Source organism: Pseudomonas sp. EA_35y_Pfl2_R5 (genome assembly GCF_963970805.1).
GTDB lineage: Bacteria > Pseudomonadota > Gammaproteobacteria > Pseudomonadales > Pseudomonadaceae > Aquipseudomonas.
In genome coordinates this window covers 213314-226704 of record NZ_CAXAOW010000001.1, presented here as the reverse complement: position 1 = coordinate 226704, position 13391 = coordinate 213314, and the positions used below count along the sequence as shown (strand labels likewise).

General features: G+C 60.2%; 13 protein-coding genes. 5 read left to right on the top strand and 8 right to left on the bottom strand.

What is annotated here, in order from left to right:
• Positions 1-400: 400 nt before the first annotated feature.
• Positions 401-1246, top strand: a complete 846-nt coding sequence (locus AACX99_RS00990; RefSeq protein ID WP_339408984.1) for a poly(ethylene terephthalate) hydrolase family protein — start codon at positions 401-403, stop codon at positions 1244-1246.
• Between the two features lie 30 nt (positions 1247-1276).
• On the opposite strand, the gene AACX99_RS00985 is transcribed toward AACX99_RS00990, so the two are convergent.
• The 5 genes from AACX99_RS00985 to AACX99_RS00965 form a co-directional block, all read right to left on the bottom strand.
• Complete coding sequence (locus AACX99_RS00985) at positions 1277-2131, bottom strand: ABC transporter permease (protein WP_339408983.1); 855 nt, start codon at positions 2129-2131, stop codon at positions 1277-1279.
• A gap of 269 nt (positions 2132-2400) precedes the next feature.
• Entirely contained in the window at positions 2401-3633 is a 1233-nt protein-coding gene (locus tag AACX99_RS00980; RefSeq protein WP_339408982.1) for an ABC transporter permease, read from the bottom strand.
• A 65-nt stretch (positions 3634-3698) separates the two neighbouring features.
• A complete protein-coding gene (locus AACX99_RS00975) occupies positions 3699-4772 on the bottom strand; it encodes an ABC transporter substrate-binding protein (RefSeq protein ID WP_339408981.1) in 1074 nt (357 codons plus the stop codon).
• A gap of 37 nt (positions 4773-4809) precedes the next feature.
• Positions 4810-5925, bottom strand: coding sequence for an ABC transporter ATP-binding protein (locus tag AACX99_RS00970; protein WP_339408980.1), 1116 nt, complete (start codon positions 5923-5925; stop codon positions 4810-4812).
• 609 nt (positions 5926-6534) lie between these two features.
• Positions 6535-7731: a class I SAM-dependent rRNA methyltransferase gene (locus tag AACX99_RS00965; protein ID WP_339408979.1), complete on the bottom strand. Its 1197-nt coding sequence runs from the start codon at positions 7729-7731 to the stop codon at positions 6535-6537.
• Positions 7732-7916: 185 nt separating this feature from the next.
• On the opposite strand from AACX99_RS00965, the gene AACX99_RS00960 reads away from it, so the two are divergent.
• From AACX99_RS00960 to AACX99_RS00945, 4 genes are all read left to right on the top strand, one after another.
• Complete coding sequence (locus tag AACX99_RS00960) at positions 7917-8729, top strand: HDOD domain-containing protein (protein ID WP_339409643.1); 813 nt, start codon at positions 7917-7919, stop codon at positions 8727-8729.
• Between the two features lie 83 nt (positions 8730-8812).
• Positions 8813-9625 carry a bifunctional DNA-formamidopyrimidine glycosylase/DNA-(apurinic or apyrimidinic site) lyase gene (gene mutM / locus AACX99_RS00955; RefSeq protein WP_339408978.1) on the top strand — a complete coding sequence of 271 codons (813 nt, stop codon included), beginning with the start codon at positions 8813-8815 and terminating at the stop codon, positions 9623-9625.
• Between the two features lie 81 nt (positions 9626-9706).
• A complete protein-coding gene (locus AACX99_RS00950; RefSeq protein WP_339408977.1) occupies positions 9707-10285 on the top strand; it encodes a lysophospholipid acyltransferase family protein in 579 nt (192 codons plus the stop codon).
• Between the two features lie 76 nt (positions 10286-10361).
• Positions 10362-10700 carry a multidrug transporter gene (locus AACX99_RS00945; RefSeq protein WP_339408976.1) on the top strand — a complete coding sequence of 113 codons (339 nt, stop codon included), beginning with the start codon at positions 10362-10364 and terminating at the stop codon, positions 10698-10700.
• A gap of 79 nt (positions 10701-10779) precedes the next feature.
• Here the strand turns inward: AACX99_RS00945 and ggt are convergent, their stop codons facing one another.
• From ggt to coaD, 3 genes are all read right to left on the bottom strand, one after another.
• Entirely contained in the window at positions 10780-12489 is a 1710-nt protein-coding gene (ggt, locus tag AACX99_RS00940; RefSeq protein ID WP_339408975.1) for a gamma-glutamyltransferase, read from the bottom strand.
• Positions 12486-12737: a YfhL family 4Fe-4S dicluster ferredoxin gene (locus tag AACX99_RS00935; RefSeq protein WP_090250215.1), complete on the bottom strand. Its 252-nt coding sequence runs from the start codon at positions 12735-12737 to the stop codon at positions 12486-12488. Before AACX99_RS00935 ends, ggt begins: the two co-directional genes overlap by 4 nt.
• Positions 12738-12843: 106 nt before the next feature.
• Positions 12844-13323 (bottom strand): pantetheine-phosphate adenylyltransferase, encoded by a 480-nt coding sequence (gene coaD / locus AACX99_RS00930; protein ID WP_339408974.1) that lies wholly within the window; start codon positions 13321-13323, stop codon positions 12844-12846.
• Positions 13324-13391 lie beyond the last annotated feature (68 nt).

Sequence of the window (13391 nt, the reverse complement as noted above, 5' to 3'; positions counted from 1 at the left end):
GGCCGTGCGTTCGGCGGGGGGCACAGGACAACGCGGGGTGGCCGCTTGTCTGACCCGTGCTCAGAGACCCGCCAGAGGATGGACGGCGAGGGATGCGCCGATTCTACGCCCGCCGCTGCCGCCGAGCCAAGGCGCATTGACTGTCGGCGACTGCGGTTGATGCGGTGGGGCAGCGGATTGGCATCGCTCCTTGGTGCGATGCCGTTCATCCGCTTACCCCCTTTGGGCGACTGCCTGCGTGACCGGCTGGTCATTTAGGGTGCTTGGCGGTGCGTACTGCCGGTGAGGCGGGCGCCCACAATCGCCAGCGCAAATGTGTGCTGCGCAGTCCACTCCGATGCAGTGGTTCGGGACGGCGATGGCGACTCGTATAAAAGGACAATAGAACGAGGAATCTTCGATGCTTGACTTGAAACTCGGCAGCCTGGCGGCTGCTTGCCTGTTCATTTCCATCAGCGCTTTGGCTGCACCGCTACCGGACACACCGGGGGCAGCGTTCCCGAATGTTTCCAATTTCGACCGCAGCGGCCCTTATGCCACCAGCAACCAGAGCGAGGGGCCGAGCTGTCGCATTTACCGGCCCAGCAACCTGGGGCAGGGCGGTGTGCGCCATCCAGTGATCCTCTGGGGCAACGGCACCGGTACCGGGCCGTCAACCTATGCCGGGCTGTTGTCGCATTGGGCCAGCCACGGATTTGTGGTGGCAGCGGCAGAAACCTCCAACGCAGGCAGCGGTCGGGAGATGTTGGCCTGTCTGGATTATCTGGTACAGGAGAACGGCAACGCCTACGGTACTTATGCCGGCAAGCTCAACACCGGGCGGGTCGGCACCTCCGGGCACTCCCAGGGCGGTGGCGGTTCGATTATGGCCGGGCAGGATCAGCGGGTGCGCTCCACTGCGCCGATCCAGCCCTACACCATCGGTCTGGGGCACGACACTGGCTCACAGCGTCGCCAGCAGGGGCCGATATTTCTGATGTCCGGCGGTGGCGATACCATCGCCATCCCCTATCTGAATGCCCAGCCGGTCTATCTACGCAGCAATGTGCCGGTGTTTTGGGGCGAGCGTCGCCTGGTCAGTCATTTTGAGCCGGTGGGTGATGGTGGTGCTTACCGTGGGCCAACCACGGCCTGGTTTCGTTTCCAACTGATGGACGATCAGAGCGCTCGGAACACCTTTTTCGGTACCTTGTGTCGTCTCTGCAGCAGCCTGCAGTGGTCAGTCAACCGGCGCGGTATCCAGTAGGTCGCAGTGCCCGCCTTTCGGGGCGGGCTTTCAGTTGGGCCGTTCGATACCGCGCATGCGAGTGGCGCGTCGGCGCAGCAGTTCGATGGTAATCAGCAGGACAATCGACATCAGGATCAGCAGGGTGGCGATGGCCAGAATGCTCGGGCTGATTTGCTCGCGCAGGCCCGAGAACATTTGCCGAGGGATGGTGCGCTGCTGCGGCCCGGCCATAAACAGGATCACCACCACCTCGTCGAACGAGGTGATAAAGGCGAACAGCGCGCCGGAAATCACCCCGGGACGGATTAGCGGCATGATGATGTCGAAGAACACCCGTAGCGGCGTGGCTCCGAGATTGAGAGCGGCGCGGGCCAGGCTGTAGTCGAAGCCAGTGAGGGTGGCGGTCACGGTGATGATTACGAACGGCGTGCCGAGGGCCGCGTGGGCGATGATTACGCCCAGGTAGTTGCCGGCCAGGCCAAGATCGGAATAGAAAAAGAACATGCCAGCGGCGGTGATGATCAGCGGCACGATCATTGGCGACAGCAGCAGCGCGGTAATCAACCGCCGCGCTGGCATGTCATCGCGGGCCAAGCCTACAGCTGCGCACGTGCCCAGGATGGTGGCCAGCAGGGTGGCGAAGAAACCGATCACAAAACTGTTCTTGATTGCCAGCAGCCACTTGTCGTCGGTAAAGATGGCGGTATACCAGCGCAGCGAATAAGCCTCGGGCTGAAAGGTGAGCATGCCTTCGGTAAAACTGAAGAACGGCTCTACGTTGAAGGACAGCGGGATGATCACCAGAATCGGCATGATCAAAAACAGCAACACCAGCCAGGAGCTGGTTTTCAGCAACCAGCTGCCCAGGTGATGCCAGAAGCCGTAATAGGCGGGAATCTTCATTGTAGGGTCTGCTCCTGCTTCGTTCGTGAGCTGCGTTGCTGCGGCAAATGGTGCCAGGCTAGGCGCGGGACGCGGGGAATGGTGTTCCCTTGCCAAGTCCCGCAACGCCGCATGGCATCATTTGCCGCGCAACCCGGAGGGCCGGGCCAGTTTTTGCGCGGTGCTGCGTTATTCGTCGTTCATTTGGAATACCAAACGTCTCTCCTCATGCCTTGCTCCGCGCAAAAACTGGCTCCGGCGCAGCCGCGAACGAAGCAGGAACAGACCCTCTAGCCCAGTTTGATATTGCTGGCACCGACGAAGCGGTCGTACAGCCAGTACAGCAGTAGGATCAGCGCGAGCAGCAGGGATCCCAGTGCGGCGGCCAGCTCCCAGTTGTTCGAGCGCTGCATATGGAAGGCGATGATGTTGCTGATCATCTGCCCATCGGTGCCGCCGACCAGCGCCGGGGTGATGTAGTAGCCCACGGAAATGATGAATACCAGCAGGGCGCCGGCGCTTAGTCCGGGCATTGTCATCGGGAAATAGATGCGGGCGAACGCCGGAATCGGCCGTGCACCCAGTGACAGCGCCGCGCGCAGGTAGCTGGGGTCGATGCCGCGCATCACGCTGTACAGCGGCAGAATCATAAACGGCAGCAGGATATGGGTCATGGCCACCACCGTGGCGAATGAGGTGTAGAGCATTTCGATGGGCTGATCGACGATGCCGACCCCGAGCAGAAACGAGTTGATCACCCCGTTGGTCTGCAGTAAGGCGATCCAGGCCGTGGTGCGTACCAGCAGTGAGGTCCAGAACGGCAGTAGCACCAGCACCAGCAGCAGGTTGGCACGGTTCTCCGGCAGCCCGGCCAGGTAGTAGGCCAGGGGGTAGCCGAGTAGGGCGCAGAAAACGGTGATGATCAGCGCCATGTTCAGGGTCTTGGTGTAGAGCTGCAGGTAGATCTGTGTGTCTTCGCGTACCTGAATGCCTTGCTCTGGGTTTAGTTCAAGGTCGAGGGCGGTCAGGTAGTAGTCATAGGTGTAGGGCTTGCCGGCGCGCTGGATGGCGTACCAGGTATCCGGGTTGCTCCACTTGCGATGGGCCTTGAGCAGCGTATCCGCACCTTGTTGTGCGAGTTGTTCGTTATTCAAGCGCGAGACCTTGCGCGCGGTGGATTTGACCACGCTGGACATGCCGGCGGTAGCGCGGTTGATCTCTTCGGCTAGCTTGCCGGACTGGCGCTCTTTGGCCAGGTCATGCAGTTCCTTGGCGAAAACAGTGAGTGTCTGTTCATCGGGTATGGTTTTGCCGTCCCAGCGTTGCAGCTCGCTTAGGGTCAACGGAATTAGGGCGGCCACCGTCGGGTGACTGACACTGCGCCAGAGCATGCTGGCGATGGGGGCAACGAAGCTGAGCATGATGAATATCAGCAGCGGCAGCACAAACAGAAACGCAGTCAGACGCTTCTTGCGTCGACCACTGGCGGCTTGGTTGGCTTCGGTGCTGGTGAGAGAGGACAAGCGTTAACTCCTATACAACCTGAAAGCGACACCCCGCGCCATTGTGGCGCGGGGTGTCCGAGGTATTACTTCAGCAGCCACTCGTTGAATTTTTCACCGAGGGATTCGCCGTAGTCAGCCCAGAAGTCCGAACCGGCTTGGATGCCTTTGCTCAGGTGAGCAGTCGGCAGGTGCGGTGCAGCGCTTTGGTCAGCCAATGGCATGGAGGATTTGCGCGTCGGGCCGTAGGCCACGTCTGGCATGCCGGCCAGTGGGGTGGAGCCAGTGGCGTAGGCAATGAACTTCAATGCCAGGTCTTTTTTCGGCGAGCCTTTGACGATGGCCCAGGCGTCGAGGTCGTAGACGTGGCCGTCCCAGACGATGACGAAGGGTTTGTTTTCCTGGCGGATGGCGTCATAGAAACGTCCGTTAGCCGATTGCACCAGTACCGCGCCGCCATCGTTGAGCAGTTGTGGGGCTTGCGACCAGGAGTCGAACCAGACGATATCTTTCTTGATGGTGTCCAGTTTGGCGAAGGCGCGGGCCTGGCCTTCTGGAGTGGACAGCACATCATAGACTTCGCCCGGCGGCACGCCGTCAGCCAGCAGCGCCCACTCCATGTTCACCTGTGGACGTTTGCGCAGGGCGCGCTTGCCCGCAATTTTGCTGGTGTCGAAGAAATCGCTGATGCTCGCGGCCTTGGTGCCGCCGATGGTTTTCTCGTTGTAGGCGAAGACCACCGACCAGACGATGTTGCCGACCGCGCACTCACTGGCCAGGGCTTCAGGGATAAAGTCCTTATCGGCGGGTACGCCATCGATACCCGCCGGCAGGATGTCGCGCGGAATGCTTTCCAGCAGGCCTTCGGAGCAGGCGCGCTCAAGGTCGATTACTTCGAAGTCGACCACGTCCCACTGAATATTGCCGGACTCGACCTGGGCTTTGATCTCGGCTACACCGCCGGTGTAGTCCTCGAACAGCACCTTGTTGCCAGTGTCTTTCATAAATGGGTCGATCACGTGCTTCTGCTGAGCTGCACCATAGGCACCGCCCCATGACACCACGGTCAGGGTTTCTTCGGCGCTGGCGGTGAAACTTGCCGTGCCCAGGGCGGCGGCGAGGGCGAAGGTGGAAAAGCGGGTGGTCAGTGTTCTAGCCATTGCTGTGCTCCATTGCTTCTGCTTTTAGTTATTGGGGTCAGGTTGGTGTGACGACTGGGCGATCCAGGGCCTGGCTGTCTTGCGGTAGCCAGGCCAGGGCGACTTCTTCCTTGGCACTGAGTTGTGGGGCGCTGCTGTCATTCATGTTCTTCACCACCAGTTCGGTGCCGCCTGCGGTTTCGAAGTGGTAGCGGATGTATTCGCCGACGTAATGTCGGGTGACGAAGCGCGCCAACACCTGATTGCCGGTGCTGCCTAGGCGTTCGGTGAAGCTGAGCTTTTCCGGGCGAATAGACACGGTGGTTGGCAGGCCGACTTCGTTGCAATTGGCTTTCAAGGCGCTGACCAGACCGCCATCTTCCAGACGCACCTGCACGCTGTCCGCGCCGACGCTTTCGATCACGCCGTTGAGCTTGTTGCTCTCGCCAATAAAGTCGGCAACGAATAGGTTGGCCGGGCGCTCGTAGAGCACGTGGGGCGGCGCACATTGCTGGACGATGCCGTTGTTGAATACGGCGATGCGGTCGCTCATGGTCAGCGCTTCGGTCTGGTCATGGGTCACGTAGATCACGGTGAAGCCGAGCTGCTCGTGCAGGCGTTTGATCTCGAACTGCATCTGCTCGCGCAGTTTCTTGTCCAGTGCGCCGAGGGGTTCGTCCATCAGTACGATGTCGGGTGCAAAGATCAGTGCCCGGGCCAGCGCCACTCGCTGGCGCTGGCCGCCGGAGAGTTGGCCGGGAAAACGGTTGCCGAAATCCAGCAGTTCAACCAGCGACAGGTACTCATCGACCTTGGCGTTAATTACTTCCTTGGGCTGTTTGCGAATTTTCAGCGGGTAGGCGAGGTTCTCGCGCAGGGTCATATGTGGGAACAGCGCGTACTGCTGGAACACCATGCCGATATTGCGCTGATAGGGGGCGATGCTGGTGACCGAGCGGCCGTTGATCAGGATCTCGCCGCTGGTCACGTCCTCGAACCCGGCGAGCATCATCAGGCAGGTGGTTTTACCCGAGCCGGACGGGCCGAGCAGGGTGATAAATTCGCCCTTGGCCACATCCAGGTTGAAATCCTTGACCACCAGATTCTTGTGGTCATACGTCTTCTTGACGTTGGTGAATTGCAGGAACGGTTTGTCCCCAGCCAGGTCAGCCATACCCCTCCCCAAATGTGCTCTGAACAGACAACTGCTTATGGCCGTTATCTGAATACTTGAATCCGTGTGCCCGCTTTTATGCTGTAACGGGTACTTGTTTGAATGTTCAAGTTACGCAAGCACTGTGCCAGTCGGTCGGCGGCATAGTGCGAGCGCGGCGGTGCTGGGATGTAAGCCTAGTCCAGGCGCGGGGTTGCGCCAGGCCGGTGTGGGGAGTGGTAACAGCGCGGGAGAGAAAGAAGCACCTGCCGACACGCACTCGGCAGGTGCAGGTGCCTAGGGTCTGTTGCCATTTCGACGCGCGCCGCGTTGCCGCGCAAAATCTCGCCAGGCTAGGCGGAGGACGCAGGGAATGGTTGTTCCCTTGCCAAGTCCTTCAACACCGCATGGCGAGATTTTGCGCGCAAACCAAAGGGCCGGGCCTGTTTTAGCGCGATACTGCGTTTCTCGACACTCATTTGGAACAACCACAAAAACGCCGGGAGCGTTTTAGCGCGCAAGCCCCGAAGGGGTGAAGCACATGGATGTGCTGAACAAACTTCGTGTCTCGTGCCTTGCCTCGCGCTAAAACAAGCTCCGGCGCGACCGCGAACGAAACGGCAACAGACCCTAACTATTGGGCAGCAGACGCACTGTCAGGCTCTTGATATAGCGGGTCTCATTAATGGCCGGGTGCACCGGGTGATCCGGGCCTTGGGCGCCGCGCTCGAGCAGCTGGATATTGCGGTCCAGATGACGTGCGCTGGTCAACAGGATGTTCTGCAGGTTGTCTTCTTCCAGGTGCATGGAGCAACTGGCGCTGATCAGGATGCCGTCCTTGTTGAGCAGGCGCATGGCTTGCTCGTTGAGGCGGCGGTAGGCGCCTTCGCCGTTCTTCTGGTCTTTCTTGCGTTTGATAAAGGCGGGAGGGTCGGCGACGATCACGTCGAAGCGCTCTTCCGAGGCTTTCAGCTGTTTCAGCGCTTCGAACACATCGCCTTCGACGCAGGCGACCTGGTCGGTCAAACCGTTCAGTGCGGCGTTGCGTTCAACCCCATCAAGGGCAAAGCCGGAAGCATCCACGCACATCACGTCGCTGGCGCCGAAGGCTGCAGCCTGCACACCCCAGCCGCCGATATAGCTGAACAGGTCGAGCACGCGCTTGCCTTTGACGTAAGGCGCCAGGCGCGCGCGGTTCATGCGGTGGTCGTAGAACCAGCCGGTTTTCTGCCCTTCGATTACCGGGGCTTCGAACTTCACGCCGTTCTCTTCCAGGGCGACCCACTCCGGCACCACGCCGAACGGGGTTTCCACATAGCGGGCCAGGCCTTCGGCATCGCGGGCAGCGGAGTCATTCTTGAGCAGGATGCCGCTGGGTTTGCACACCTGGATCAGTGCGGCGAGTACGTCATCCTTATGCCGCTCCATGGTGGCCGAGGCCAGTTGCACCACCAGAATGTCGAAGAAACGGTCGACCACCAGGCCGGGCAGCAGATCGGAGTCGCCGTACACCAGGCGGTAGCAGGGCTTGTCGAATAGGCGCTCGCGCAGGCTCATGGCGACGTTGATGCGGTGCACCAGCAGGGATTTGTCCAGCACGTGTTTGACGTCACGCGACAGCAGGCGCGCGCAGATCAAATTATTCGGGCTCATCGCGACGACGCCCAGCGGCTTACCGCCGGTCGCCTCGAGGATGGCCTGGTCACCGGCTGCGAAGCCGCTGAGCGGAGTGGCGGCGACGTCGATTTCGTTGCTGTAGACCCATAGATGGCCGGCGCGCAGGCGTCGATCGGCGTTGGCTTTCAGGCGCAGGCTGGGCAGGGACATGCTGGGGACTCCGAAAAAAGAGCGGAATTATAGCGGTTTCATAAAGGGTGCGTCGGTTACAAAAGTCGCCTGTGGAAGTGCTGGGGGTTTAGCTAGACTGACGTTCACTTATCATTCCGGTTGTTCCCGTTATGTCCCAAGAGCTTTCCGCCGAATATATCCAGCAAGTGCTGCAGGGCATCAGCGTGCCGCCGCAGCCGCAGATCATGGTGGATTTGCAGATGGAACAGGTGATGCCGAGCCCGGACCTGCGCGCCATCGCCAAGCTGATTGGGCAGGACCCGGGACTCTCCGGCGCGTTGTTGAAACTGGTGAACTCGCCATTTTTCGGCCTTGCCAATCGAATTGCCTCGATCCAGCAGGCGGTCAATCTGCTGGGCTGCAACACGGTGATCAACCTGATCAACGCGCAATCGATTCGCGGCGAGCTGACGGACGAGGCCATCGTCACCCTCAATCGTTTCTGGGATACCGCCCAGGATGTGGCCATGACCTGCCTAACCCTGGCCAAGCGCATCGGTTACCACTCGCCAGATGAGGCCTACACCCTTGGCCTGTTCCACAACTGTGGCATCCCGCTGATGGTCAAGCGCTTCCCCAATTACATGACTGTGCTTGAGGAGGCCTATGCCAGCGCCACCGGCGAGCGCCGCGTAGTGGATACCGAGAACCGCCTGCTCAATACCAACCACGCGGTGGTCGGCTACTTCACCGCCAAGTCGTGGAACCTGCCGTTGCACCTGTGTGAGGCGATTGCCAGCCACCACAACGCCCTGGCGATTTTCACCGAGGATTCCAGCCGCGATGCACAGCTGAAAACCCTGCTGGCGATTTTGAAGATGGCTGAACACATCTGTGAAAGTCATCTGGTGCTGGGTAATCAGCCGGACGACCATGAGTGGCAGAGCATCGAACAGCTGGTGCTGGAGTATGTCGGCCTGTCCGGATATGACTTCGAGAACCTGCGCGAGAGCATTCGCGACTTAGGGGCGAGTTAATCGGCAGCTAGCCTGCCTCGTCGATGTTGGAGCATTCCTGCTAAGGTAGGCGCCCGCTCGGATTGCTCAGCTGACCACTCGCTATGCCAGAACTTCCTGAAGTAGAAACCACTCGCCGCGGCATCGCGCCGTTCCTTGAGGGCCAGCGTGTCAGCCGGGTGATCGTGCGCGAACGCCGCCTGCGTTGGCCGATTCCCGAAGATCTGGATATCCAGCTGTCTGGGCAGCGCATCGAATGCGTCGAGCGGCGCGCCAAATACCTGCTGATCAAGGCCGAAACCGGCAGCCTGATCAGCCATCTGGGTATGTCCGGCAGTCTGCGTCTGGTCGAGACGGGTTTGCCAGCGGCCAAGCATGAGCATGTGGATATCGAGCTGGAGTCCGGTCTAGCCCTGCGCTACACCGATCCGCGCCGGTTTGGTGCGCTGCTCTGGAGCGCCGAGCCGTTGAGCCATGTACTGCTCAGCAAGTTGGGGCCGGAGCCGTTGACCGAACTGTTCGATGGCGAGCGATTGTTCCAGCTGTCCCGTGGCCGCGCCATGGCGATCAAGCCTTTTATCATGGACAACGCCGTGGTGGTCGGGGTGGGCAATATCTACGCGAGCGAAGCGCTGTTCGCTGCGGGTATCGACCCGCGCCGTGAGGCTGGCTCGGTGTCGCGGGCGCGTTATCTGACGCTGGCGGACGAGATCAAGCGCATCCTCGCCCATGCCATCGAGCGCGGCGGCACCACCCTGCGTGACTTTGTCGGTGGCGATGGCCAGCCGGGTTATTTCCAGCAGGAACTGTTCGTCTATGGACGTGGCGGTGAGTTTTGCAAGCACTGCGGCAGCACCTTGCGCGAGGTCAAGCTCGGCCAGCGCGCCAGCGTCTATTGTCCGCGCTGCCAACGTTAAGGTCTTTTGTCGGGCTGGATTTACTCGTTAGGCACGGGTGGCTGAACTGACTACATAACAATAAGAACGACCGAGGTATTGATGTCCGGTAATTACCTGCCCCGTAACTTTGTGGCCGAGTGGGTCGGCCGCGTGGCGCTAAAACTGATGGGCTGGCGTGTCGAAGGGGAGTTGCCGAAACTCGACAAGTTCGTAGTGATTGGCGCGCATCACACCTCCAATTGGGATTTCGTGATCTTTATCGCGGTGAAGTTCGTTCTGCGGCTGAACGCCCGCTGGTTCGGCAAACATACGATTTTCCGATGGCCCTTTGGCGCGCTGATGCGCCTATGGGGCGGTATCGCCATTCGGCGCGAGCGCCAGGGCAATACGGTTGAACAGGCCGTGCAGGCTTTTCGCGAACATCAGCAATTTATGCTGATCCTCTCACCCGAAGGCACGCGCAAGAAGGTTGAGCGCTGGAAAATGGGCTTCTATCACATCGCCCTCGGCGCGGGCGTGCCAATTGTACTGGGCGCGCTGGACTACCAGAATCGGCGTGTAGTTATCGGTCCGACATTTATACCGACGGGAGATGAAATGGCCGATCTCAAGGAGATTCTGGTGTTTTACCGACCCTTTATTCCGAAAAAACCTGAATACGCCTTTTATGGCGATTGACGGCCGTCACGCTGACAATTACCAATGCGCTGTTATAGTTAGACTCACCGCCTCCTAATAGCTGAAGGATCGCCCCATGAAACTGTTCCGCTCAACCGCTGCTGCTCTGGCGCTGACCACTGGCCTGCTGGCGCTGCCGGCTTATGCTGACGTAGCGCAGCAGAACACTAGTGGCGACCCTCTTTATACGGCTAACGCACCAAAAGCCTATTCAATGATTGGCGATCTGCTGATTGCACGACCGTTACTGATCGGTGCAACTGCTATCGGTGCTGTGGCATTTGTTGTAACGCTGCCGTTCTCCGCAGCGGGTGGCAATATTGGTGAGGCAGGTAAGTCACTGGTTGTTGAGCCTGGTATGGCTGCTTTTGTACGCTGTCTCGGCTGTACTACCAGTGGTTATCGCAAAGACTAGTAGCTTCGCTGTTTTTGGGCTGCCTCGGTATTTTGGCCTGGCAGCCCTGTGTAGCCCATAGCCTTCGCCTGAGTCTGATTTACTGGGGAGCTGCCGTTCTAATCACCGCAGTACCAATCCCGCGCGGATCACTTGCCGCCGCAACCTTCCCGTCTTGCTTGTCCCAGTACAGCACCTGTTGATTGCCGTACTGCCTGCCGGTTGATTTCAATTGATGCCCGAGCGCCTCTAGCGCTGCGATTTCTGTTGGGCTGAAAGTGTCCGGTTCGTGCTCGATCAAGTCGGGGCGAAACTGATGGTGGTAGCGGGCGACACTGGGCCAGCGCTCGACCGGTTGCTGATCCAGGTACTGCAATATCGCCAGCAGCACCATGCTAGGAATCCGGCTGCCGCCCGGCGTGCCGAAGCTGGCGAAATCCTCGGTGCTTTCGATAAAGCTTGGGCTCATGCTCGACAGCGGCCGTTTGCCGGCGGCGATGCTGTTGGCCTGGCTACCGCTCAGGCCGTAGGCATTACTGCCTTGTATATCGGCGGCAAAGTCATCCATCTCATTGTTCAGCAACACCCCGGTGCCGGGGGCGGTAAAGGCTGCGCCGAACGGCAGGTTGATCGACAGTGTCGCCGCCACCGCGTTGCCCTCGGTGTCGAGTACCGAGAAATGGGTGGTGTGGTCGCCTTCCTGCCAGGTTTTGCTGGGAGGCAGGCTGTCACTCGGCGTGGCACGTTGTGGGTGGATGTCGCTGGTCAGCTGCTTCAGGTAGGCAGGGGCCAGCAGTTGTTGCGCCGGGTTGCGGACAAAGTCCGGGTCACCTAGCAGGCCGCGATCACGGTAGGCGCGGCGCAGGGTCTCGACCACCAGATGAGTGCGCTGCACGCTATCAGCCTGCTGCCAGGGCAGTTGCTGCAGCATCAGCAGGCTTTGTCCCAGAGCGATGCCGCCGGCTGATGGCGGTGGTGCGCTGATTAGCTCGCGCCCCTGAACCAGAGAAACGCGCAGTGGCTGGCGTTCAACGATGCGGTAGTCAGTCAGGTCCTTGAGGGTCCAGATACCGCCTGCCTCACGCACTGCCTTGACCAGCTGTTCTGCCACCACTCCGCCGTAGAAACCCTCAAGGCCATTTTTGCCCAGTTGTTCCAAGGTGCGGGCCAGTTCCGGCTGACGCAGCAGGCCGAGTCCTTCGGGTATTTCGCCTTTATCGAGGAATATCTGCGCGGTTTCCGGGTTGTCGCGCATAGCCGCTAAGCGCCAGCGGGCACGTTCCCGGTAAACCCGGTCGATGCTGACACCGCTGCGGGCCAGGCGAATGGCCGGCGCCAGCGAGTCGCGCAGCGGCAGGTGGCCGAAGCGTTCGGCCAGCTCGACCAGCGCCGCCGGGAGGCCGGGAATGGCAGCGGCCAATGCGCCATTTAGCGAAAGATCTTTGCTGATTTCGCCGTTGACTCGATACAGATCGGCATGGGCTGCTTGTGGGGCGCGTTCGCGGGCATCGAGAAAGCGATAGGTGGGTTGCTCGCCGGCTTCGCGTAACAGAAAGAAGCCGCCGCCGCCCAGGCCCGAGCCGTAGGGCTCGACCACTGCCAATGCCGCACTGATCGCTACAGCCGCATCAAAGGCATTCCCACCCAGGGCCAGGGTTTCCTGGCCGGCCACGGTGGCGGCTGGGTGTGCGCTGGCAATGGCGATGCGTTCAGGCTGGGCTGCGGCATGCAGCTCAAGGGCGCAAAGCAGAGCAAGCGCGCCGAGCACGGCACGCCAGTGATAGCCGCAGAAAAGGCGGCCGGTCTTCATGCTTTACCGGTGATGATCAGGTACTTCTGCATCAGTTCATCCTTGCTCTCGACATTGTTTTCATCGAGTGGGATGCAATCGACCGGGCAGACTTGCTGGCACTGCGGCTCATCGTAGTGGCCGACGCATTCAGTGCACAGGTTGGGGTCGATCTCGTAGATTTCTTCTCCCTGAGAGATCGCGGCGTTCGGGCATTCGGGTTCGCAGACGTCGCAGTTGATGCAGTCGTCGGTGATGATCAGGGACATGACGCACTCCTGCTGTGCTCTCTTGGGCACAGCCATAAAACTGGGGAAACAATGCGCAAATTGTGCCCCATCAAGGCCGCGCTTGCACGCGGCCGACGCTTTGCGATCAGCGCTTGAAGCGCTCTGTCAGCGCTGCGGCCACGGCCGGGTGCACGAAGTTGGAGATATCGCCACCCAAGGCAGCGATTTCGCGCACCAGGGTCGAGGAGATAAAGGAGTATTTTTCCGACGGAGTGAGGAACAGGCTTTCCACGTCCGGGGCCAGTTGGCGGTTCATATTGGCCAGCTGGAACTCGTATTCGAAATCGGACACTGCACGCAGGCCCCGCAGGAATGCATTCGCGCCTTGTTCTTTGGCGAAGTGCGCCAGCAGGGTGGAAAAGCCCACGACTTCGACATTCGGCAGATGTTGAGTGACTTCCCGGGCCAGTTCAACGCGTTGTTCCAGGCTGAACAGCGGATTCTTCTTCGGGCTGGCGGCGACCGCAATGATCACGCTGTCGAACAGCCGTGCGGCACGTTCGACCAGGTCGCCGTGCCCCTTGGTGATGGGGTCGAAGGTGCCTGGGTATAACACTCGATTCATCGTGACGTCCTGGCGGGTCCGTTGGGGAGTCGGATGGTAGCGCAGCAAGGCGACGTCGGCCAAGTCAG